The organism is Elioraea tepidiphila DSM 17972, assembly GCF_000378465.1.
In the GTDB taxonomy this organism is placed as follows: domain Bacteria; phylum Pseudomonadota; class Alphaproteobacteria; order Acetobacterales; family Acetobacteraceae; genus Elioraea; species Elioraea tepidiphila.
In genome coordinates this window covers 25,569-47,930 of sequence record NZ_KB899925.1, presented here as the reverse complement: position 1 = coordinate 47,930, position 22,362 = coordinate 25,569, and the positions used below count along the sequence as shown (strand labels likewise).

Below are 22,362 nucleotides of genomic sequence, written 5' to 3'. Positions count from 1 at the left end.
TCGCGGCGGTAACACGCCCCGCCCCGTGGACGATCGCCCGCGCCCGGTCAATCCCCCGCGGCGGCGAGTGCCGGCTCGGCGACCAACGGCACCGAGAGGTACTTCACATAGTCCTTCGGCACGATCTGCCAGAAATGCCCCTTCTCGCGCGTCCAGTCGTTCAGCAGCGAGGCCGCGAAGCGCGAGTTCGTCTCGGCCGCGTGCACGGTGACGAGGTTGCGCAGCACCCCCTCCCAGTGTGGATGGGCGAGGCGCTGCCACAGCACGTGCTCGGGGTTGATCCGGGCCTCCAGCACCTGCTCGGGGTCGTAGACGAAGGCCATGCCGCCGGTCATGCCGGCGGCGAAGTTGTCGCCGACCGAGCCGAGGATCACGGTCGTGCCGCCCGTCATGTACTCGCAGCCGTTCGAGCCGCAGCCCTCGACCACCGCGATCGCGCCGGAGTTGCGCACCGCGAAGCGCTCGCCCGCCTGGCCTGCGGCGAACAGATAGCCGGCGGTCGCGCCGTACAGCACGGTATTGCCGATGATCGTGTTCTCGTTCGAGCGCAGGGTGGAGGAGGGCGGCTGGCGCACGACGATGGTCGCGCCCGACAGCCCCTTGCCAACGTAGTCGTTCGCGTCACCGAACACTTCGAGCTTCAGCCCCTGCACCGCGAAGGCGCCGAGCGACTGGCCCGCCGAGCCGCGCAGCCGCACGGTGATGTGGCCGGGAGCGAGCCCGGTCATGCCGAAGCGGCGCACGATCTTCGACGACAGCTTGGCGCCGATCGTGCGGTAGGTGCTGCGGATGTTGTATTGCAGCTGCATCTTCTCGCCGTCGCGGAACAGCGGCGCGGCATCGGCGATCATCTGCGCATCGAGCGTCTCGGGGACCTCGTTGCGCCCCTTGAGGGTGCAGTACGGCGCGTGCGGCCCGGCATCGGCCTGCACCAGGATCGGGTTCAGATCGAGGTCGTCGAGATGCGCCCCGCCGCGGCTCACCTGGTGGAGCAGGTCGGTGCGTCCGACCACGTCGGTCAACTTGCGGAAGCCGAGCGAGGCCAGGATCTCGCGCACCTCCTCGGCGATGAAGCTGAACAGGTTGATCACCTTCTCGGGGGTGCCCTCGAACTTCGCGCGCAGCGTCTCGTCCTGGGTGCACACGCCGACCGGGCAGGTGTTCGAGTGGCACTGGCGCACCATGATGCAGCCCATCGCGACCAGCGAGGCGGTGCCGATGCCGAACTCCTCGGCGCCGAGCATGGCCGCCATCACCACGTCGCGCCCGGTCTTGATGCCGCCATCGGTGCGCAGCGTCACACGGTGGCGCAGCCGGTTCAGCATCAGCACCTGATGCGTCTCGGACAGGCCCATCTCCCACGGCGCGCCGGCGTACTTGATCGAGGTCTGTGGCGAGGCGCCCGTGCCGCCGACATGGCCCGAGATCAGGATCACGTCCGCCATCGCCTTCGCCACACCCGCGGCGATCGTGCCGATGCCCGAGCGTGCGACCAGCTTCACGCACACCGACGCGTCGGGGTTGATCTGCTTCAGGTCGTAGATGAGCTGCGCGAGGTCCTCGATCGAGTAGATGTCGTGATGCGGCGGCGGGCTGATCAGCGCGATCCCCGGCGTGGAGTGCCGGAGCCTGGCGATGATCTCGCTGACCTTGAAGCCGGGAAGCTGCCCGCCCTCGCCGGGCTTGGCACCCTGGGCGATCTTGATCTCGATCTCGCGGCAGTTGTTCAGGTACTCGGCGGTGACGCCGAATCGGCCGGAGGCGATCTGCTTGATCGCGCTGTTGGCGTTGTCACCGTTCGCGCGCGGCTTGGCGCGCGCCGCGTCCTCGCCGCCCTCGCCGGAATCCGAGCGCGCGCCGATCCGGTTCATCGCGATCGACAGCGTCTCGTGCGCCTCCGGGCTGAGCGCGCCGAAGGAGATGCCGGGCGACACCAGCCGCTTGCGGATCTCGGTGACGGATTCCACCTCCTCGACCGGGATCGCCTTGCGGCCCTCGGTCTTGAAGTCCAGGAGGTCGCGCAGCGCGATCGGCGGCAGCTTGCGCACGGCATCCGCGTAGCGCTTGTAGGTCTGGTAGCTGTCGGTCGCGACCGCCTGTTGCAGCAGATGGATCAGCGAGCCGGCGAAGGCATGGGCCTCGCCCGAGCGGCGCAGCTTGTAGAGCCCGCCCACGGGCAGCGTTACCGCGTCGGTGTTCCACGCCTTCTCGTGCAGCGCGGCGACCTTGCGGGTGATGCCGTTGAGGCCGATGCCAGAGATTCGGCTCTGCATGCCCGGGAAGAACTCGGCGACGAGGGCGCGCGAGAGCCCGATCGCCTCGAAATTGTAGCCGCCGCGATAGGACGACAGCACGCCGATGCCCATCTTGCTCATGATCTTGAGCAGGCCCTTGTCCAGCGCCTTCTTGTAGCGCTGGATCGCGGTCTTGAGCGGCATGTCGCCGAACAGGCCGCGGCGGTGGCGGTCGGCGATGCATTCCTGCGCGAGCCACGGGTTCACCGTGGTCGCGCCGACGCCGATCAGCACCGCGACGTAATGGACATCGATCGCCTCGGCGCAGCGGACATTGAGCGAGGTGAAGGTGCGCAGGCTCTGCTTCACCAGATGCGTGTGCACGCCACCGGTGGCGAGGATCATCGGGATCGCGCAGCGCGTCGGCCCGACATGCTCGTCGGTCAGTATCACGTGCGCCGCCCCGGCGCGCACGCCTTCCTCGGCCTCGCGGCGGATGCGCTCGATCGCGCGCCGGAGCCCGGCCGCCCCCTCGGTCGGATCGAAGGTGCAATCCACCTCCACCGCGTTGCGGCCCATATAGGCGCGCATGGCGCGGAACTCCGCGGTGGTCAGCACCGGGCTCTCGAGCTGGAGCAGGTCGCACTGGGTCGCGTCCTCGTCCAGCACATTGCCGAGATTGCCGAGCCGCGTCTTCAGCGTCATCACCCGCGTCTCGCGCAAGGAGTCGATCGGCGGGTTGGTGACCTGGCTGAACATCTGCCGGAAGTAGTGCGACAGCGGCCGGTACTGGTCGGACAGCACGGCGAGCGGCGTGTCGTCGCCCATGCTGCCCGTGGCCTCGTTCGCCTCCTCCACCATCGGGTGGAGGATCATTTCGAGTTCCTCCAGGCTGAGCCCCGCCGCGACCTGCAAGCGGCGCAGCGCCTCGCCCTGGAACTCCACCGGCTCCACCGTCTCGGACTTGATCAGCGCGTCGAGATGCGTCGTCCGCCGGGTCCAGGCGCCGAAATCCTCGCGGCCGGCCAGCATGTCCTTCAGCGTGCGGTCGTCGTAGAAGCGCGGCTCCTCGAGATCGACCGCGATGCACTGGCCCGGGCCCACGCGGCCCTTGGCGACGATCTCGTCCTCGCGCAGCTTCACCATGCCGGTCTCGGAGCCGACCACCAGCAGACCCTCGCGCGTGATGGTGTAGCGCATGGGCCGGAGCCCGTTGCGGTCCATGCCCGCGATCACCCAGCGCCCGTCTGTGCCGCAGATCGCGGCCGGGCCGTCCCAGGGCTCCATCACGGCGTTGCAGTAGAGGAAGAGCGCGCGGTGGCTCTCGGGCATCGTGGCGTTGTTGCCGATGCTCTCGGGAATCATCAGCGCCTTCGCCATCGGCGCGTCGCGACCCGCGCGCACCAGAACCTCGAATACGTTGTCGAGGATCGCGGTGTCCGACCCGCCGGCCTGGATCACCGGCTTGATGTCGTCCATGTAGGGGTCGAGGTCGGGGGCGGCGAGCCGCGTCTCGTGGCTCTTCATCCAGTTCACGTTGCCCGAGAGCGTGTTGATCTCGCCGTTGTGCGCGAGCATGCGGAACGGCTGGGCGAGCCGCCAGGTCGGGAAGGTGTTCGTCGAGTAGCGCTGGTGGTAGATCGCGAAGCGCGATACGAAGCGCTGATCGAGCAGGTCGGGATAGAACTCCGTGAGATGCTCGGCGAGGAACATCCCCTTGTAGATGATCGAGCGCGCGGACAGCGAGCAGATGTAGAGATCGGGAATCTGCGCCGCGATCGCCGCCTTCTCGATGCGCCGGCGGATCACATAGAGATCGCGATCCTGAACCGCGAGTTCGCGCTGCTCCGGATCGAACAGCATGATCTGTTCGATCTCCGGGCGGGTCGCGTTCGCCTTCTCGCCGATGCAGGCGACATCGATCGGCACCTGGCGCCAGCCATAGATGCCGTAGCCGAAGGCGAGGATCTCGGTCTCGACGATCTGGCGGCAGCGCTCCTGCGCGCCGAGATCGGTCTTCGGGAGGAAGATCTGGCCGACGATGATGCGTCCGGGCTTGAGGGTATCCCCGCCCCGCAGCACGGCCTCGGCGAAGAAGTCGCGCGGGATCTCGACATGGATCCCCGCCCCGTCGCCGGTCTTGCCGTCGGCATCGACCGCGCCGCGGTGCCACACCGCCTTCAGCGCGTCGATGCCCGCCTGCACCACCGCGCGCGAGGGCTTGCCGTCCAGCGCCGCGACCAAACCGACGCCGCAGGAGTCGTGTTCGGCGAGGTCGACGCCGGCGGCGGCGAGGCGCGCGGCATTGGCCCGGAAGTCGTGGACGAAGCGCGCGCCGTCGTTCGGGATCATGCCGTCCATCGTCGTGTCCTTCAGAACCTGAGTCCGCGCAGCCTCTGATCGGTGGCGCGCGCGGCGAGCGCCTCCTCGCCGATCTTGCGCAGCCAGTCGCCGCTCTCGCGATCGAGCTCGAAGGCGACGATCTGCAACGCGCCCTCCATGCGCTGATCGAGATCGAGCTCAAGGAAGCGGCGCATGATGTAGAGCTCCTCGGCGGTGAAGCCGCGCACCAGCGGCTGCACGGCCTTCTCGATCAGCTCGTCGAGCCGCGCGGCCACGGCCGGCACGATCGCCGTCTCGACGGCGCGGCGCACGTCCTCCTCGCGTCCGGGATTCTGCTGGCTGAGATGCTGGCGCAGCCCCTCGGCCATGGCCGGCATGCTCTCCAGCAGCTGGTTGCGCAGGCCGGCCGCGAGCACCAGCGCCTTCGCCTCGGCCTCCGCGGTCGGCGCCGGCTGACCCGGCTGCACGGTCTGCGCGTGCGCGCCCTGGGACAGTGCCAGGGCAAGGGCGAGGATCAGCAGACCACGACGCATGGCGTTCACTCCGCGGCGACGGCGAGGGGGCGTGATGCCGTCGCCTGAACGTAACGATGAATCTCGGTGGCGGCATCGCGGCCGTCGCGGATCGCCCAGACCACCAGCGAGGCGCCGCGCACGATGTCGCCGGCGGCGAACACGCCGGGCAGCGAGGTCATCATGGTGCGATGGTCGATCTTCAGCGTGCCCCAGCGCGTGAGCGCGAGTTCGGGCGCGTTGAACATCCGCGGCAGATCCTCCGGATCGAAGCCGAGCGCCTTGATGACGAGATCGGCCTCGAGCGTGAACGACGAGCCCGTGATCGGTTCGACCTGCTGCCGGCCGGTGGCGTCGGGCAGGCCGAGATGCATCCTGACCGCGCGCACGCCGGCGACGTGGCGATCGCCGACAAAGGCCTCGGGGGCGGAGAGCCAGACGAACTCCACGCCCTCCTCCTCGGCGTGCTTCACCTCGCGCATCGAGCCGGGCATGTTCGCCCGGTCGCGGCGGTAGAGGCACTGCACCGACACCGCACCCTGGCGCACGGCGGTGCGCACGCAGTCCATCGCCGTGTCGCCACCGCCGATGACGATCACGCGCTTGCCCGCGGCGTTCAGCCTGCCGTCATCGAAGGCGGGCACCGCGTCGCCGAGGCCCTTGCGGTTGGACGCGGTGAGGTAGTCGAGCGCCGGCACGATGCCCGCGAGCCCGGCACCGGGTCCGCCGATGTCGCGCGCCTTGTAGACGCCGGTCGCGATCAGCACCGCGTCGTGGCGCGCGCGGAGTTCCTGGAGGCTGACATCCTCGCCGACGGCGCAGTTGAGGTGGAACGTGATCCCGGCGGCCCGATACTGCTCCCAGCGCCGCAGCACCACCGGCTTCTCGAGCTTGAAGTTGGGAATGCCGTAGATCATCAGCCCGCCGGCGCGGTCGTAGCGGTCGTAGATGTGCACGGCGTACCCCTTGCGGCGGAGCTGCTCCGCCGCGGCCATGCCGGCGGGTCCGGCACCGATGATGCCGACGCTGTGGGGCAGCTCGCGCAGCGGCGTCGGCGGCGTGATCCAGCCGCGCTCCCAGGCGGTGTCGGTGATGTACTTCTCGACCGCGCCGATGGTGACGCTCTCGAAGCCCTTCTCGATGACGCAGTTGCCCTCGCAGAGCCGATCCTGCGGGCAGATGCGGCCACAGATCTCGGGGAAGGTGTTGGTCGAGGCGGCGACCTCGTAGGCCTCCTCGAGCCGGCCTTCGGCGGTCAGCTTCAGCCAGTCGGGGATGTTGTTCCCGAGCGGGCAGTGCACCTGGCAGAACGGCACGCCGCACTGGCTGCATCGGCTCGCCTGCTCGGCGGCGCGCTCGGCGGAGAACTCACGATAGATCTCGTCCCAATCCCCGCGGCGGGCGGCGGCAGCGCGCTTGTCGGGCATGCGCTGCGGCGTGGAGACGAATTTCAGCATCCGCTCGGCCATGGACTCCCCGTGTGACATGCGCTGGGCGTTTCCGGCACACGGCCCGAGCTGCGGGGGCGCTTATACGGCGCGTTCCGTGACTTGGCGAGGTGGAATCGATCAATTCAGTCCGATTCGGACCAATTAATTGGTCGCTGCCCACCGACAGTGATCCGCATCGTGGAGCGTCCACCAAGCTCCATCGATAGTAGGGCCGGATCGGAACTAATCAGGCGGCCGCGATGCGAGCGGCCGCGCGACGACGGAACCGACCCAGATAGCCCGGCACGATCGCCTCCACCGCTTTCGGCATGATCCCGAGATCCGCGAGCGTCAGCGCGCCCGGGGCAACCACGTTGTCCCTTTGCAGCAGCAGCAACTGGTCGCGCGTGAGCGGCGGGTTGGGCAACAGCTCGAACACCCGCGCCTGCATGCGCCCGACCGACCAGGGCAGCGGCAGCAGCAGCCGTCGGCGTCCGGTCACGGTCAGGATGTATTGCAGCAGGTCGCGGAAGCTGTAGACCCGCGGCCCACCCAGCTCATAGGTGCGGCCCGCGGCATCGGCGCGGTCGAGTGCCGCGATCACGGCGTCGGCGACATCGCCGACATACACCGGCTGGAACTTCGTCTCGCCCCCACCATAGAGCGGCAGGGCGGGGACGAACTGGGCGAGGGCCGCGAACCGGTTGAAGAACCCGTCCTCCGGCCCGAACACGATCGAGGGCCGCAGCACCGTCGCCTTCGGGAACGCCTCGCGCACGGCGTGCTCGCCCTCGGCCTTGGTGCGCGCATAGGCCGACGGACTCGCCGCATCGGCACCGATCGCCGAGAGCTGCACCACCGCCCGCGCCCCCGCGGCCGCCGCCGCCCGGCCGATCCGCCCCGGCGCCTCGCCCTGGATCGCCTTGAACGTCGCCTTGCGGGTCTCGTGCAGGATGCCGACCAGGTTGACGACGATCTCGGCGCCCGAGACCACCGCCGCGACGCCGGCGTCGTCGGTCACGGACACGCCGACCGGCACGATCTGGCCCGGCGCTCCCATAGGCTTGAGGAACAGCGCCGCCTCGGGGTCGCGCACGGCCACGCGCACGATATGGCCGCGCTCCGCCAGTCGCTTGACCACGTAGCGCCCGATGAAGCCTGAGCCGCCGAACACCGTCGCGACCTTGCGCCCGCCCGCCTGCATGACCCGCTCCCGAAGCTGATGGCGCCCTTGCATTAGGCGCTGGCGGGCCGCGCCACAAGGCGCGGCGGCGTTGACGCGCGGGGTGGCCGGCGCTAATGCTCCGCGCCTCGCCGCACCCGGAGCCCAGGTGGCGGAATTGGTAGACGCGCAGGTTTCAGGTACCTGTGGCCGCGAGGCCGTGGAAGTTCGAGTCTTCTCCTGGGCACCACTCCCCTCGGCTGCGCGCCCCGCATGGACACGCTGTTCTTGAGCGCAGCCACCATCCACCTGCACCAGCACGACCTGCCCGAGGGGCTCGATCTCGGCCCGGTGGTCGCGGTGGACACCGAGACCATGGGGCTCAACCCGCATCGCGACCGGCTCTGCCTGGTGCAGCTCTCGGCCGGCGACGGCACCGCGCATCTGGTGCAGTTCATCCCCGAGGCGCTCGGCGGGCGCGGCTACGACGCGCCGAACCTCAAGGCGCTGCTCGCCGACCCCGCGCGACTGAAGCTGTTCCACTTCGCCCGCTTCGATGTCGCCGTGATCCAGCACTTCCTAGGCGTTCACGCCACGCCCTGCTGGTGCACCAAGATCGCTGCCAAGCTGACGCGCACCTTCACCGACCGCCACGGGCTCAAGGACCTCTGCCGCGACCTGCTGGGGGTCGAGCTCTCCAAGCAGCAACAATCGTCTGACTGGGGTGCGGTGGAGCTTTCCTCCGACCAGCTCGCCTATGCCGCCTCGGACGTGCTGCACCTGCACGCGCTCAAGGCGCGGCTCGAAGGGCTGCTCGCGCGCGAAGGCCGGCGGGAGCTCGCCGAGGCCTGCTTCCGCTTCCTGCCCGCGCGCGCCGCGCTCGACCTGCTCGGCTACGAGGACCCCGACCTGTTCGCGCATTGAGCGCGCCGTATCTCGGCTCACCCGGGCTTTGCTTCCCCGTTAACCGGTTCCGCGCTATGGCAGTCCGCACGCGCAACGGACCGCCCGAGCATGGACCCTGGCACCCTCACCCTGCCCGAACTCGGCACGATCGTCCTGATCGCGCTGATCCTGCTCGGCATCGTCACGGCGATGAAGGGCATCCGCCAGGTGCCGCAGGGCGAGGTCTGGACGGTCGAGCGGTTCCGCGCCTTCACCCGGCTGCTGAGCCCCGGGATCAACTTCATCATCCCCTACATCGACACGATCGGCCGGCGCGTGAACGTCCAGGAGATCGTGCTCGACATTCCCGAACAGGCGGTGATCACGCGCGACAATGCCACCGTCAGCGTGGACGGGATCGTCTATTACCGCGTGATGGACCCGGCCAAGGCGGCCTATGCGGTGCAGGATCTCACCCAGGCCCTGGCCGCGCTCGCGATGACCAATATCCGCGCGGTGATCGGCGAGATGGACCTCGACGGCACGCTGTCAGGACGCGAGCGGATCAATTCGCAGCTCCTGTCGATCCTCGATGGCGCGACCGACCCGTGGGGCGTGAAGGTCAGCCGCGTCGAGATCCGCAAGATCGAGCCGCCCGAGAACCTGATCCGCGCGATGAACCTGCAGATGACGGCCGAGCGCGAGCGGCGTGCCACGGTCGCCAAGGCGGAAGGCGAGCGAGAGGCCGAGGTGAAGCGCGCCGAGGGGGCGAAACAGGCGCAGATCCTGGAAGCGGAAGGGCGTCTCGAGGCGGCGAAGCGCGACGCCGAGGCGCGCGAGCGGCTCGCACTCGCCGAGGCGAACGCGACGCGCGTGGTCGCCGAGGCGGCTTCCGGCGCGGGGATGGATGCGCTGCGCTACTTCATCAGCGACAAGTATGTGCGCGCCTTCGAGCGGCTGGCCGAGGCGCCGAACCAGAAGCTCGTGCTGGTGCCGATGGAGAGTGCCGGGCTTGCCGGCGGCATCGTCTCGGCGCTCGAGATCCTGCGCGGCCCGCCCGACGGCGCGCCGCCCGGCGGTGCTGCTGCGCGCCCGCGCCCGCCGGCGCCGCCCGCGCCTCCGGGGAACCCATGGACGACGGGCTGATCTGGATCCTCGTCGGTCTCGTGCTGCTGATGGCCGAGATCGTCGTTCCGGGTGTGTTCCTGCTCTGGATCGGCCTTGCCGCGCTCGGCACCGGCCTGGTGACGGTCCTTTTCGCCCCGGGCTTCGCGACCAAGGTCGTCGTGTTCCTGGTGCTGCTGGCGGTCGGCATCGGCGCGGCCCTGACGCTGCGCCGCCGCCAGAAGCCGCCGGTGCGGGTCAACACGCCGGATGCGGGTCTGGTCGGCCGCATGGGCACGGTCACGGAGCGGTCGCCCGCCGGCGCGCGAGTCCATCTCGGTGACTCCGACTGGTCGGCGCGAGTGTCCGGCGAGGCCGAGGTCGGGGACACCGTGCGCGTCGATGGTGTCGATGGCACCACCCTCGTGGTGAGCCGCGTCAGGCGCTAGGTCGATCCCGACCCTCCGCCCGGCCGGCCGAGCGACTGATCCGCCCAGCCGAACACGGTGTTGCGCTCGATCTCGGCGACGTTCGCGGGCCGCGCGAAGGGGGCCGGCGCGGGCTCGCCCTCCTGACGCGGCCGGCCGATCGCGGCGAAGAAACGTTCGAGCCCGCCCGGCATGAGCACCCAGACGAAGGTCATCGGCCCTTCGCCCGTGTTGATGAAGGCGTGCCTTCGCCCCTTGCCGATGAACACGGTGGTGCCCGGCCGTGCCGGGTGCTCCGCGCCGTCCAGGCGGATCGTGCCGGTCCCGGCGACGAAATGGATGATCTCCTCCTGCGCGGGATGATCGTGCTCGCGCACGTGGCAGCCCGGATCGACCGTCTGCATGCCCATCGCGAAGGGCGTATCGGCGCGCACCACCGACTCGTCGAGGATGCAACGCACGAACCCGTTCGCCGGCACCGGCTGCCAGAAGCTGCGCGCCTCGTCCGGCTGGATCACGCGCGCATCCGTCGCTCCATCCATCGATCGGTCCTCCCCATCACTGCACCGATCATGCCCTGCGGCCCGCCGGAGGGGGAGGCTGCGTGTGGTCCGGGATTACGGTCGCTTAATCTTTTGACGGTAGCGTCACTGTTGCCATTGCCAGGATCTTGAGATGCGTATTCGTGCCGGGCTGCTGCCCCTTCTTGTCGCCGCCAACGTGACGATTCTCGCATCGGCCGCGTTCGTCGGCTGGCGCATGACGGACTCCTACGAGGCCGCGTTCGACGCGTACCGCCAGTCCACGGCCCAGGAGATGCTTGACGCGCGCGTCGCCGCCGAACTGTGGGACCGGCACGGCGCCGAGGTCGGCGCCCTGGCCCAGCAGATCGCCGGCGGGCAGGCGCTGCGCCAGGCCGTTACCGGGCGCGACCGCGCCGTGCTCGAGCCTATGCTCGTCGAGGAATGGCGCCGCGGGGTCGTCAGCTCGGGCACGATCACGCTGCTCGGGCTCGGCCTCTATGCGCCGGACTTCACGCCGATCGCCGCCGCCTGGCGTGCCGGCGCGGAACAGCTCGACCCGTCGATCATCGCCGCCGCCTCGGCGCGCGAGGGCGCGGAGCGGCTGCGCACCCTGCCGCGCAGCTGGCTGTCCGACGGCCGGCCGCGGCTGACGATGCTCGTGCCCGTGGGCGGGCTGCGCCTGGTCGGCTATCTCGCGGTCACGGTCGATCCGCTCCCGGCGCTCGCCGGGCTCGACTCTGCGCTGTCCATGGCGCTGACGGTGCGCAGCCTCGCCAATGGCGCGGCCCTGCTCTCGCCGAGCAACGTCGCGCCGCCCGAGCGAGCGCAGGCCGGGGTCTCCCACCTCACCTTGCACGGCCTGGACGGCGCGCCGCTCGCGACCGTCGAGGCGGTCGCCGACCTCGCGGCGTTGCGCGGCACGCTCGGTGCCATCCGCGACGGCGCGCTCGCGACTTTCCTGCTGGTGTCCGGCACGGTGGCGTTCCTGGCGACCGTGGTGGTGTGGCTTGCGGTGCGCCGCGCGCGTCAGGCCTCCGCCAAGGCCGCGGCCGCACTCGCCGAGCGCGAGGCCGAGGCGCATCGGATCGAAGCCGAACGGGCCGAGGCGCAGCGTCGCGCCGACCGGCAGGCGGCCGAGGCGCGCGAGGCGGAGATGCGCCGGATGGCCGAGACGATCCGCGCGCGCGTGCAAGGGGCGGTTCGCGAGATCGAGGCGGAAGCCTCCTCGCTGCGGGCCGCGGCGGAGTCGCTGACGGTGCAGTCGCGCACGACGCGTGAGACCGCGGGCTCGGTCGCGCAGGTCTGCGACGATGCCCAAGGACAGGCGGATCAGGTGGCGCAGGAGTGCAGCCGGGTCGCCGAGAGTGTCGCCGCGGTCGCGCGCGGCTGCGCCCAGGCGGCGGAACGCGCGGCCGGCGCGGTGCGGCGCGCGACCGAGGTCGCCGCCTCGGTCGAGCGGCTCACCGCCGCGTCGGGCGAGATCGGCCGCGTGCTCGACCTGATCGGCGAGATCGCCGGGCGCACCACGCTGCTCGCGCTCAACGCGACGATCGAGGCGGCGCGCGCGGGCGAAGCCGGCAAGGGCTTCGCCGTGGTCGCCTCCGAGGTGAAGCAGCTCGCTGCCCAGACCGCGCGTGCGACCGCCGAAATCGGGTCGCGTGTCGCGGCGATCCGCGACGGCACCGGCGACACGGCGTCGGCGCTCGCCACGATCGGCGGCGAGATCCGCGCGATCGATGCCGTGCTGGCCGAACTGGTCGCCACCGTCGACACGCAGGCAGAGGCCGTTCGCGGCATTGCCGCTGGCGCGGCGAAGGTCGCGGGCGGCTCCGCGGGCGCCCGCCAGGGCATGCAGACGCTCGATCGCTCCGTCGTCGCCGCCGATGCCGCGGTGGTCGAGGTGGCTCAGGGCATCGCGGCGCTGAGCGAGGAGGTTGCCGCGTTGGATCGCGACGTCACGGAGGTGATCGCCGAGCTCAACGCGGCATGACGGGTCGGGGGCAGAACGCCTCGCACAGCCAACACGACAGTCACAGGAGACGAGAGATGAACCGCAGAGTATTCGCCGCCGCCCTGGTCGGGCTCACGCTCGGCGTGTCGGGCGCGCGCGCCGATGCGCCGATGTCGATCGCCGGCGCGACCACGGTCGATGCCAAGGCCATCATCGCGCTGATGGAGAGCAAGCCCGACCTGGTGATCATCGACAATCGCCGCGCCGAGGACTACGCGAACGGCTTCATCGAGGGGGCCGTGCGCGTTCTCGACACCGACCTGACCGAGGCGGTGCTCGCGAGCCACGTCAAGACCAAGGCCACGCCCGTGCTGTTCTACTGCAACGGCGTCAAGTGCGGCCGCGCCGCCAAGGCCACCGAGATGGCGGTGCGCTGGGGTTACACCCAGGTGCACTACTACGCGCTCGGCATGGAGGAGTGGCGGGCGCTCGGCCTGCCGGTCGCCGGCCCCTGACGGCGACGGCCCGCGCCTCGGCGCGGGCCGCACCCGTTACGTGATGGCGAGCGCTGCGGCGTGATCACGCAGCACCCGCGCGTGCGTGCGCAGCGTGTCGCTGAACGCCGCGACGAGGGCGTCGTCGTCCGCGGCGGTCTGCGGCAGGCTCAAGGTCATGTAGCCCCGCCGTGCCATGTAGATGCCGCGCGCGATCAGCGCGAGATGAATGAGCGCGCGCGCCTCCTTCGCCTCAGGCGCGTCCTCGGCCGTGGTGATCTCCCGGTCGGTCGGGTGGATGCCGATCATGCTGCCGAGACCCGTGGCGCGCACGGGCACGTCGGCCGCGACCGCCGCCTCGTTCAGCCGGCGCCGCAGGGCTTCGCCGCGCGCGAACAGCGCCTCGGCGGCGGCGGGCGTGAACACTTCGCTCAGCCCCGCATAGCCGGCCGCCATCGAGGTCACGTTGTTGTTGAACGTGCCCGCATGCGCGAAGGCATCGGGGCGATACGGGTCATAGCGCTCCATGAGGTCGGCGCGCCCCCCGAACGCCCCGAAGCTGAACCCGCCGCCGAGATACTTGCCGAAGGTCGTCAGATCGGGGGTGATGCCGAGCAATCCCTGCACGCCGCCCGGCCCGTGCCGCGAGGTCATCACCTCGTCGAGGATCAGCAGGATGCCGTGGCGCGCGGTGAGCTCGCGCAGGCCGCGCAGGAATGCCGGCGTGGCCGGGATCGCGCCCGCCCCGCCCATCACCGGCTCGACGATCGCGCAGGCGAACTGGTCCGCCCCCTCGCGCAGCACCGCCTCGACCGTGCCGAGATCGTTGTAGCGCGCGAGCGCGAAGTCGAACGGCGCGTTGGTCAGCACGCCGGGCTTCAGCGTCAGCACGCCGCCGTGATAGCCGCCGCGGAAGCCGAGCACGCGCTTCCTGCCGCTTGCCGCGATCGCGGTGACGAGCGCCATCAGGTTCGCCTCGGTGCCGCTGTTGGTGAAGCGGATCCGTTCGACCGAGGGGAAGCGCGCGGCAATCGCGGCAGCGAGCTTCGCCTCGTACATGTTCGGCCCGCCGAGCACGATCCCGCTGTCGATCGCGCGTTTCGCCGCCGCCACGATCACCGGGTGCGAGTGGCCGTAGATGCCGGCCGAGTACTCGCCGAGGAAGTCGCGATAGGTGTGGCCGTCGAGATCGGTCACGGTCGCGCCCTCGCCTTTGGCGAAGGCGAGCGGGAAGGGGGTGTAGTGCAGCACGGTGCGGGTATTGCCGCCGGGCATCACGGCGGCGGCGGCGAGTGCGCGCTCGCGCGAGCGTGGATTGGCGGCGATGAAGCGCGCCTCCTCCTCGGCGAGCGCGTCCGCGAGCGACCAGTTGGCGGCAAGCGTGGTCATCGGCCAGTCTCCCGTCTGCTGCCGGCAGGATGGCACGGCAGGGCGGCAGCGCAACCCGGAGGACGGCGATGAGGCTGGACAGCACGGTCGCGGCAGTGGTGACGGGGGGCGCGTCCGGGCTCGGCGAGGCGACCGCGCGCCGGCTCGCGGCTGCCGGCGCGCGTGTCGCGGTGCTCGATCTCGATGCGGCGCGCGGCGAGGTGGTCGCGGCCGCGACCGGCGGGCGGTTCATCCGCTGCGACGTGACGGATACCGACTCGGTCGCCGGCGCGCTCGCCGAAGCGGAAGCGGCGCACGGGCCGGCCCGTGTCGCCGTCGCCTGCGCAGGCATCGCCCCGGCCCAGCGCCTGGTCCGGCGCGACCGGGCAACCGGCGCGCCGAAGCCGCACGACTTCGCCTTGTTCGAGCGCGTCATCGCGGTGAACCTGCTCGGCGCGATGCGGCTCGCGACCCATGCCGCCGCGGCGATGGCCGCCCTCGACCCGCTCGGCGAGGATCAGGAGCGCGGCGTGATCGTGCTCGCCGCCTCGATCGCGGCCGAGGACGGACAGATCGGCCAGACCGCTTACGCAGCCAGCAAGGGCGGTGTGCTCGGCTTCACCCTGCCGGCCGCGCGCGATCTCGCCGAATGGGGTATCCGTGTTGTCAGCATCATGCCCGGGGTGTTCCGCACGCCCATGGTCGCCGGCCTGCCGGAGGAGGTGCAGGCCGCACTCGGGGCGCAGGTGCCGTTCCCGCGCCGGCTCGGCCGGCCGGAGGAGTTCGCCCGGCTGGTCGCCGAGATCGTCGAGAATCCGATGCTGAACGGGGCGGCGCTCCGGCTCGACGGGGCCCTGCGGATGCCCCCCCGCTGATCCACCGCCGCGACACGGCATTTCCCGAGCGCCGCAGCAAAACGGCCCCCCGTTGCGGCGCTGCTGGCAACTGGAAAAGGACATGACGAGGGGTTTTCGGTTAACCTTGTTGTCCTAAGTGGACAGACGCGTCGTGCGGTCTGACGGGAGGCGGTGCTGCATGGATTCGCTCAGCGGTCACGCACCCATCACGCTTGAGAGCCGGTTCGTCGATCTCGATGCGCCGGTGCTGCTGACCGGCATCCAGGCGCTGGTGCGCCTGCTGCTGGAACAGTCGCGGCTCGACCGGATGGCGGGGCTGCGCACAGCGGGGCTCGTCTCCGGCTATCGGGGCTCGCCGCTCGGCGGGCTCGACAAGGAACTCTGGCACCAGCACAAGCTGCTGGACGCGCACGACATCCGCTTCCAGCCCGGGCTGAACGAGGATCTGGGCGCCACCATGCTGTGGGGCGCGCAGATGGTCGATGTGTTCCCGGGCAAGCGGTTCGATGGCGTGTTCACCCTCTGGTACGGCAAGGGGCCGGGGGTCGATCGCTCCGGCGACGCGCTGCGCCATGTGAACTACTTCGGCACGGCGAAGCACGGCGGCGCGATCGCCGTGGCGGGCGATGACCACGCCGCGCAGTCCTCGGTGCTGCCGCACCAGACCGACCAGATCTTCGAGGCGGTGATGATCCCGGTGCTGAACCCGGCCGGGGTCGAGGAGGTGCTCTCGCTCGGCCTCGCCGGTCTCGCGATGAGCCGCTTCTCCGGGCTCTGGGCCGGGTTGAAGACCATCGCCGAGACGGTCGAGGGCGCGGCCACGTTTGTCGTTCCGGTAACACGCCGTTTCGAGATGCCGACGGATGTCGCGATCCCGCCGCATGGGCTGAACCTCGACCCCACGCTGCGTTGGCCGGCGCAGCGCGCCGAGCTGGAACGCCGCGTGGTCGAGGAGCGGCTGCCGGCCGCGGTCGCCTTCGCGCGCGCGAATGCGTTCGATCGCGTGCTGTGGGGCCGGCCCGACGCGCCGATCGGCATCATCACCACGGGCAAGGCGCATCTCGACGTGCTGCGCGCGCTCGACGATCTCGGCCTGCCGCCCGCGCGCGCCGCCGAGGCCGGCATCGCGCTCTACAAGGTGGCGATGACCTGGCCGATCGAGCCGGAGGGCCTGCTCCGCTTCGCCACCGGCAAGCGCGCGATCCTGGTGGTCGAGGAGAAGCGCAGCCTGGTCGAGCGCCAGGCGCGCGACGTGCTCTACAACCTGCCGGCCGACCGGCGGCCCGCAATCGCCGGCAAGGTCGGGCTGAACGGCGCGAAGCTGCTGCCTGAGGCGGGCGAGTTCTCGCCGGCGATCGTCGCCGGCGCGCTCGCGCGCTTCCTTGGCACGCTCGGCGTCACCGCTGCCCCGCCGGTGCTCGACCTGCCGCCGCCGGCGGAGGCGCTGAAGCGTGCGCCGTTCTTCTGCGCCGGCTGCCCGCACAACACCTCGACCGTCGTGCCAGAGGGGTCGCAGGCGCTGGGCGGCATCGGCTGCCACACCCTCGCGCTCGGCGAGGTCGGCCGGGCCAAGACCGTGACGCATATGGGTGCCGAGGGCGTGACCTGGGTCGGGCTCGCGCCGTTCACCGAGATCCCGCACATGTTCGTCAACATGGGCGACGGGACGTATCAGCACTCCGGCGTGCTGGCGATCCGCCAGGCCGTGCTCGCCGGCGCGACCATCACCTACAAGCTGCTCTACAACTCCGCCGTGGCGATGACCGGCGGGCAGCCTGTGGACGGCGGCCCCAGCGTCGCGCAGATCGCGACCCAGCTCGCCGCGGAGGGTGTCGCCCGCATCGCCGTGATCGCGGACGATCCGGCCCGCCTGCCGGCCGCGCGCGACCTGCCGCCCGGCACCGAACGCCATGCGCGCGGCGCGCTGATCGAGGTGCAGCGGCGCTTCCGCACCATCCCCGGCGTGACGGTGATCATCTACGACCAGATCTGCGCCACCGAGAAGCGGCGCAAGCGCAAGCGCGGCGCGATGGCGGTGCCGGACGTGTCGGTCGTGATCAACGAGCGCGTCTGCGAGAACTGCGGCGATTGCACCGTGCAGTCGAACTGCGTCGCCGTGGAGCCGATCGAGACGCCGTACGGGCGCAAGCGGCGCATCTCGCCCTCGACCTGCAACACCGACCTCTCCTGCCTGAAGGGGTTCTGCCCGTCCTTCGTCACGGTGGGGGCGGCGCGCAAGCCGCCCAAGCCCAGCGCGCGCATCCTGGAGATGGAGGCGGAGTTCGCGCGCAGCCTGCCCGCGCCGCCGCCCGGCACGCTCGGCGACCGCCCGTGGCGCGCGCTGTTCGCCGGCGTCGGCGGCGGCGGCATCGTCACGACCGGCGCGATTGTCGCGATGGCGGCGCATCTCGAGGGCCGCGCGGTGCGCACCCTCGACTTCACCGGGCTCGCGCAGAAGAACGGCGCGGTGATCGGGCATGTGCAGGTGGCGCGCGACGAGACCTCGCTCGATGTCGCCCGTGTGCCGCTGCGCGGGGCCGACCTGATGCTGGCGGCCGACATGGCCGTCGCCTCCGGGCGCGACGTGCTGCCGCGCGTGAAGCACGATGCCGCGGTGGTCGGCAACGGCAGGCTCGCGGCCGTCGCCGCGCTGGTGCGCGACCCGGATGTCACGCTCGACTCCGCCGGACATCGTGGCGCGATCGAGGCCGCGATCCCGGAGGGCACCGCGCTCTGGCTCGATGCCGCGCGCATTGCCGAGGTTCTGTTCGGCGAGGCGCAGGCGATGAACACGATCCTGCTGGGTGCCGCGTTCCAGCGCGGCCGCGTCCCGCTGCGCGAGGCGAGCCTGCTGCGCGCGATCGAGCTGAACGGCGCGGCGGTCGAGGTGAACCGGCGCGCGTTCCTCTGGGGCCGCGCGCTCGGCCACGACCCCAAACTCGCCGAGGCGCTGCTGGCATCGCCGCGCGTCCCTGACTCGCTTGACGCCCTTATCGCGGAACGCGCGGCCGAACTGGTCCGCTATCAGGACGATCGGCTCGCGGCACGCTACCGCGCGCTGGTCGAGCGGGCGGCGGCGCGTGAGACCGAGATCGCCGGTGCGCCGGGCGCCTTCGCCCGCGCGGTCGCCGAGGGATATTTCCACGTGCTCGCCTACAAGGACGAGTACGAGGTCGCACGGCTGCTCACCGACGAGACGTTCCTCGCCGGGCTGCGTGACGGCTTCGGGCCGGACGCGCCGTTGACCTTCCACCTTTCCCCGCCGCTGCCGTTCCTCGGCCGCGATCCCGCCACGGGCCGGCGGCGCAAGCTCGCGCTGCCGGGGCGCTGGATGCTGCCGCTGTTCCGTCTGCTGCGGCGCGGCCGGCGCCTGCGCGGCACGCTGCTCGATCCGTTCCGCTGGCAGGAGGATCGGCGGATCGAACGGGCCATGATCGCCGATTTCGAGCGGGACATGGAGGCGGCACTCGCGACGCTCTCGCCCGCGACCCTGCCGGCCGCGATCGAACTCGCGCGCCTGCCCTTCGCGGTGCGCGGCTTCGGCCCGCTGAAGCGCGACAGTCACGCCCGGGCCGCGACGCGGCGCGAGTCGTTGCGCGCGAGGCTGTCCTCCGTGCAACCCGCGCGTGTGGCGGAGCCCGTCGCGGCGCAGTAAGCCTTCGGCGGGAACGGAGGACGAAACGGATGCTGGACCGCACCCCGGCGGAACTGGCCGAGACCCGCAGCCTCGTGGTCGAGACCGCGCGCGCGTTCGCGCGCGAGCAGCTCGCCCCCGGTGCGGCCGCGCGCGAGCGCGCCAAGGCGATCGAGCCCGGGATCATCGCCGCGCTCGGCGAGCTGGGCTTCCTCGGCGCGACCGTCGATCCCGAGTGGGGCGGCGCGGGCCTCGACTATCTCACCTACGCGATGGCGCTCGAGGAGATCGCCGCCGGCGACGGGGCGGTCTCGACGCTCGTCTCGGTGCACAACTCGCCGACCTGCTTGATCCTGGAACGCTTCGGCACGGAGGCGCAGAAGGAGCGCTTCCTCCGCCCGATGGCGACCGGCAAGGCCGTCTCCTGCTTCGCGCTGACCGAGCCGCAGGCGGGCTCGGACGCCTCGGCGCTCCGCACCCGCGCGGTGCGCGACGGCGATCACTGGGTGATCGACGGGGCGAAGCAGTTCATCAGCAATGGCCGCATCGCCAAGGTCTGCGTGCTGTTCGCGGTCACCGACCCGAAGGCCGGCAAGAAGGGCATCTCCTGCTTCGTCGTGCCGACCGACACGCCGGGCTACACGGTCGCGCGCGTCGAGGAGAAGCTCGGTCAGCACGCCTCGGACACCTGCGCGCTCGCCTTCCAGGGGATGCGCGTGCCGGCGGATGCGCTGGTCGGCACGGAGGGCGAGGGGTATCGGATCGCCCTCTCGACGCTGGAATCGGGACGCATCGGCATCGCCGCGCAGAGTGTCGGCATGGCGCGTGCGGCGCTCGACTACGCGATCGCCTACGCCAAGGAGCGCATCGCCTTCGACCGGCCGCTGATCGAACACCAGGCGGTGCAGTTCCGCCTGGTCGAGGCGCGCACGAAGCTCGAAGCCGCGCGCCAGCTCACCCATCTCGCCTGCCGCCGCAAGGACGCCGGCGAGCCCTCGCTCGAAGCCGCCTGCATGGCGAAGCTCTACGCCTCCGAGATCGCCGAGGAGGTGTGCTCGATCGCGATCCAGACGCTCGGCGGCTACGGCTATCTCGCCGAGTATCCGGTCGAGCGGATCTATCGCGACGTGCGCGTCTGCCAGATCTACGAGGGCACCTCGGACGTGCAGAAGATCATTCTCGGCCGGATGCTCTGAGCGCGAGCGCGTAGACCTCGCGTCGCGCCCGGCCGGTGGCCGCCGCCACCTCGGCGGCGGCGTCACGGACGCCGAGACCGCGCGCCATGGCCGCGTGCAGCAACCGCTCGACCTCCGCATCCTCGGCCGCGGCGGCGCCTGCCCCCGGGCCCACCACGACGACGATCTCGCCGCGTGGCGCTTCGTCCGCGTAGCGCTGCGCGAGTTCGCCCAGCGTGCCCCGGACGACGTCCTCGAACAGCTTGGTCAGCTCGCGCGCAACCGCGGCAGGGCGCCCCTCACCGAGTCCCGTGGCAAGGTCGGCGAGCAGCGCGCCGAGGCGCTGCGGCGCCTCGAACAGCACCAGCGTTGCCGCAAGCCCCGCTCTCTCCCAGCGTGCGATCTCGCCGATGCGCGCGCGCCGCGGCCCCGTCTTGGGCGGCAGGAAGCCCAGGAACAGGAACGGCGCCGGCGGCAGCCCGGAGAGCGCGAGCGCCGCCAGCGCGGCCGAAGGCCCGGGCACGGCGGTGACACGGTGTCCGGCCGCGATCGCCGCGCGCACCAGCCGATATCCGGGATCGGACAGGAGCGGCGTGCCGGCATCCGCGACGAGCGCCAGCCGCTCGCCGGCGGCAAGACGGGCCAGCAACCGCGGCGTCATCGCGTCTTCGTTGTGTTCGTGCAGCGCGATCAAGGTCGGGGCGAGCCCGTGGCGGGCTGCCAGTTTCGCTGTCACGCGTGTATCCTCGCACAGCACGGCGTCCGCCGCGGCCAGCACGGCGACTCCCCGCGCGGGCATGTCGCCGAGATTGCCGATCGGCGTCGCCACCAGCGTCAGCGTCCCCGGGGGGCCGGCAGCGCCCTTCGCCTCGTCGGAAGGAGGGTGCATTGGAGAACGCTCGGACTCGGCCATGGAGACTGCTTAGCATTGCGCTGGGCGCCCTGGTGCTCACGGCGTGCGCGGCGCAGCCGCCGACCACCCGGCCGAGCCCCGGGATCGCCGCGCCGGTCGGCGTCACCGTCGGCGCCATGCCGCGGCCCATGGTCGGACCGGACGGCAAGATTCGTGCTGCCCTGCTGTTGCCGCTCTCGGGTCCGCATGCCGCGGTCGGCGAGGCGATGCTGAACGGCGCGACCCTCGCGCTGTTCGACCAGGGCGCGGACCGGGTGGAGCTCATGCCGAAGGATACCGGCGGTGATCCGGGGCGCGCGGCGGCGGCGGCCCGCCAGGCGATCGACGAGGGCGCGGCGATCGTGCTCGGACCGTTGTTCGCCAGCGAGACGGCCTCCGTCGCGCAGGTCGCGGGCGCCGCGCGCGTGCCGGTGCTCGCCTTCACCACCGACCCGGCCCAGGCGCGGCCCGGGGTCTGGGTCGTGAACCTGCTGCCGGAGCCGCCCGTGCGCCGCGTGGTCGCCGCCGCGCGGGCGGCGGGCGCCACGCGCTTCGCGGCCCTCGTGCCGGAGAACGCCTACGGCCGGTTGGTGCTCAACGCGTATCGCCGCGCGGTCGCCGATGTCGGCGGGGTGATGGTGCGCGAGGAGGTGTATTCCGGCGCGAATCCCGACCCTGCCGTGCGCCGGCTCGCCAACTACGCCGGACGGCGCGCGCCGATCGATGCGCAGATCCGCGCCGCGCGTGCGCTCGGCACCGCCGAGGGACGCCGCCGTGCGGCGCAGATCCAGCGCGAGGCGCGCATCCCGCCGCCGGATTTCGATGCGCTGCTGCTCGCCGACGGCGGCGAGCAGCTGCGCGCGGTCGCGGCCCTGCTGCCGTTCTATGACATCGACAATCCGCCGGTGCGCATCCTCGGCACGCCGCTGCTCGCCGCCATGCCGGATGCCGGGCGCGAGCCCGCCCTGGTCGGCGCCTGGTACGCCGCCCCGGACGAGGCGCGGCGCGAGGCCTTCGAGGCGCGCTTCCGCGAGGCCTACGGCACCGCGCCGCCGATCGTTGCCGGTGTGGCGTTCGATGCCGCGGCGATCGCCGCGGCGCTCGCCGGTTCAGGGCAGACCCCATCCGGCGTCACGCTCACCCAGCCCGAGGGGTTCGTGGGCGCGCTCGGCATCGTCCGGCTGATGCCCGACGGCACCAACCAGCGCGGGCTCTCGCTGATCGAGGTGCGGCGGGAGGGAGTCCAGGTGATCGAACCTGCGCCGGAACGGTTCGACGACCGCATCTTCTAGAACGGTTTCCAGATGACCGGAAACCGTTCCGGGGATTCCTTGCGAGCATCTTCACGCCCACGGCTGTGTCCAGCCGT

16 protein-coding genes and 1 tRNA gene are annotated in these 22,362 nt (G+C 71.4%); 10 read left to right on the top strand and 7 right to left on the bottom strand.

Going from position 1 to position 22,362, the window contains the following annotated elements; all coding sequences use genetic code 11:
• Window positions 1-47: 47 nt before the first annotated feature.
• The 4 genes from gltB to F563_RS0113120 all read right to left on the bottom strand — a co-directional run bounded on the left by gltB (window position 48) and on the right by F563_RS0113120 (window position 7,723).
• Window positions 48-4,595: a glutamate synthase large subunit gene (gene gltB / locus F563_RS0113135; protein ID WP_019015139.1), complete on the bottom strand. Its 4,548-nt coding sequence runs from the start codon at window positions 4,593-4,595 to the stop codon at window positions 48-50.
• Between the two features lie 11 nt (window positions 4,596-4,606).
• Window positions 4,607-5,110, bottom strand: a complete 504-nt coding sequence (locus F563_RS0113130; RefSeq protein WP_019015138.1) for a DUF2059 domain-containing protein — start codon at window positions 5,108-5,110, stop codon at window positions 4,607-4,609.
• A 5-nt stretch (window positions 5,111-5,115) separates the two neighbouring features.
• The gene (locus tag F563_RS0113125; RefSeq protein ID WP_019015137.1) at window positions 5,116-6,558 is read right to left on the bottom strand and encodes an NAD(P)-dependent oxidoreductase; all 1,443 of its coding nucleotides are present in this window, start codon (window positions 6,556-6,558) and stop codon (window positions 5,116-5,118) included.
• A gap of 208 nt (window positions 6,559-6,766) precedes the next feature.
• Window positions 6,767-7,723 carry a complex I NDUFA9 subunit family protein gene (locus F563_RS0113120; protein ID WP_019015136.1) on the bottom strand — a complete coding sequence of 319 codons (957 nt, stop codon included), beginning with the start codon at window positions 7,721-7,723 and terminating at the stop codon, window positions 6,767-6,769.
• Between the two features lie 121 nt (window positions 7,724-7,844).
• Here F563_RS0113120 and F563_RS0113115 point away from each other — a divergent pair.
• The 4 genes from F563_RS0113115 (at window position 7,845) to F563_RS22555 (ending at window position 10,119) form a co-directional block, all read left to right on the top strand.
• Window positions 7,845-7,931: transfer RNA gene (locus tag F563_RS0113115), tRNA-Leu, on the top strand.
• A 23-nt stretch (window positions 7,932-7,954) separates the two neighbouring features.
• Window positions 7,955-8,605 carry a ribonuclease D gene (locus tag F563_RS0113110; RefSeq protein WP_019015135.1) on the top strand — a complete coding sequence of 217 codons (651 nt, stop codon included), beginning with the start codon at window positions 7,955-7,957 and terminating at the stop codon, window positions 8,603-8,605.
• A 90-nt stretch (window positions 8,606-8,695) separates the two neighbouring features.
• Window positions 8,696-9,712 (top strand): SPFH domain-containing protein, encoded by a 1,017-nt coding sequence (locus F563_RS0113105; RefSeq protein WP_019015134.1) that lies wholly within the window; start codon window positions 8,696-8,698, stop codon window positions 9,710-9,712.
• Entirely contained in the window at window positions 9,697-10,119 is a 423-nt protein-coding gene (locus F563_RS22555) for an NfeD family protein (protein WP_019015133.1), read from the top strand. Before F563_RS0113105 ends, F563_RS22555 begins: the two co-directional genes overlap by 16 nt.
• Here the strand turns inward: F563_RS22555 and F563_RS22550 are convergent.
• Window positions 10,116-10,640, bottom strand: coding sequence for a cupin domain-containing protein (locus F563_RS22550; protein ID WP_019015132.1), 525 nt, complete (start codon window positions 10,638-10,640; stop codon window positions 10,116-10,118). The two genes, F563_RS22555 and F563_RS22550, sit on opposite strands and share 4 nt — an antisense overlap.
• A 133-nt stretch (window positions 10,641-10,773) precedes the next feature.
• On the opposite strand from F563_RS22550, the gene F563_RS22545 reads away from it, so the two are divergent.
• Entirely contained in the window at window positions 10,774-12,612 is a 1,839-nt protein-coding gene (locus F563_RS22545; protein ID WP_019015131.1) for a methyl-accepting chemotaxis protein, read from the top strand.
• A gap of 56 nt (window positions 12,613-12,668) precedes the next feature.
• On the top strand, window positions 12,669-13,088 hold the full coding sequence (locus tag F563_RS0113085; protein ID WP_019015130.1) for a rhodanese-like domain-containing protein: 420 nt from the start codon (window positions 12,669-12,671) through the stop codon (window positions 13,086-13,088).
• 36 nt (window positions 13,089-13,124) lie between these two features.
• Here F563_RS0113085 and F563_RS0113080 read toward each other — a convergent pair whose 3' ends face one another.
• Entirely contained in the window at window positions 13,125-14,456 is a 1,332-nt protein-coding gene (locus tag F563_RS0113080) for an aspartate aminotransferase family protein (protein ID WP_019015129.1), read from the bottom strand.
• 68 nt (window positions 14,457-14,524) lie between these two features.
• On the opposite strand from F563_RS0113080, the gene F563_RS0113075 reads away from it, so the two are divergent.
• The 3 genes from F563_RS0113075 to F563_RS0113065 all read left to right on the top strand — a co-directional run bounded on the left by F563_RS0113075 (window position 14,525) and on the right by F563_RS0113065 (window position 20,122).
• Window positions 14,525-15,310: an SDR family NAD(P)-dependent oxidoreductase gene (locus F563_RS0113075; protein ID WP_019015128.1), complete on the top strand. Its 786-nt coding sequence runs from the start codon at window positions 14,525-14,527 to the stop codon at window positions 15,308-15,310.
• A 160-nt stretch (window positions 15,311-15,470) separates the two neighbouring features.
• Window positions 15,471-18,947 carry an indolepyruvate ferredoxin oxidoreductase family protein gene (locus F563_RS0113070; protein WP_019015127.1) on the top strand — a complete coding sequence of 1,159 codons (3,477 nt, stop codon included), beginning with the start codon at window positions 15,471-15,473 and terminating at the stop codon, window positions 18,945-18,947.
• A gap of 29 nt (window positions 18,948-18,976) precedes the next feature.
• Window positions 18,977-20,122: an acyl-CoA dehydrogenase family protein gene (locus tag F563_RS0113065; protein WP_019015126.1), complete on the top strand. Its 1,146-nt coding sequence runs from the start codon at window positions 18,977-18,979 to the stop codon at window positions 20,120-20,122.
• Here the strand turns inward: F563_RS0113065 and rsmI are convergent.
• Window positions 20,100-20,990 (bottom strand): 16S rRNA (cytidine(1402)-2'-O)-methyltransferase, encoded by an 891-nt coding sequence (gene rsmI, locus F563_RS0113060; RefSeq protein WP_019015125.1) that lies wholly within the window; start codon window positions 20,988-20,990, stop codon window positions 20,100-20,102. The two genes, F563_RS0113065 and rsmI, sit on opposite strands and share 23 nt — an antisense overlap.
• Window positions 20,991-21,046: 56 nt before the next feature.
• Here rsmI and F563_RS22540 point away from each other — a divergent pair, with 56 nt between their 5' ends.
• Window positions 21,047-22,285 carry a penicillin-binding protein activator gene (locus F563_RS22540; protein WP_019015124.1) on the top strand — a complete coding sequence of 413 codons (1,239 nt, stop codon included), beginning with the start codon at window positions 21,047-21,049 and terminating at the stop codon, window positions 22,283-22,285.
• Window positions 22,286-22,362 lie beyond the last annotated feature (77 nt).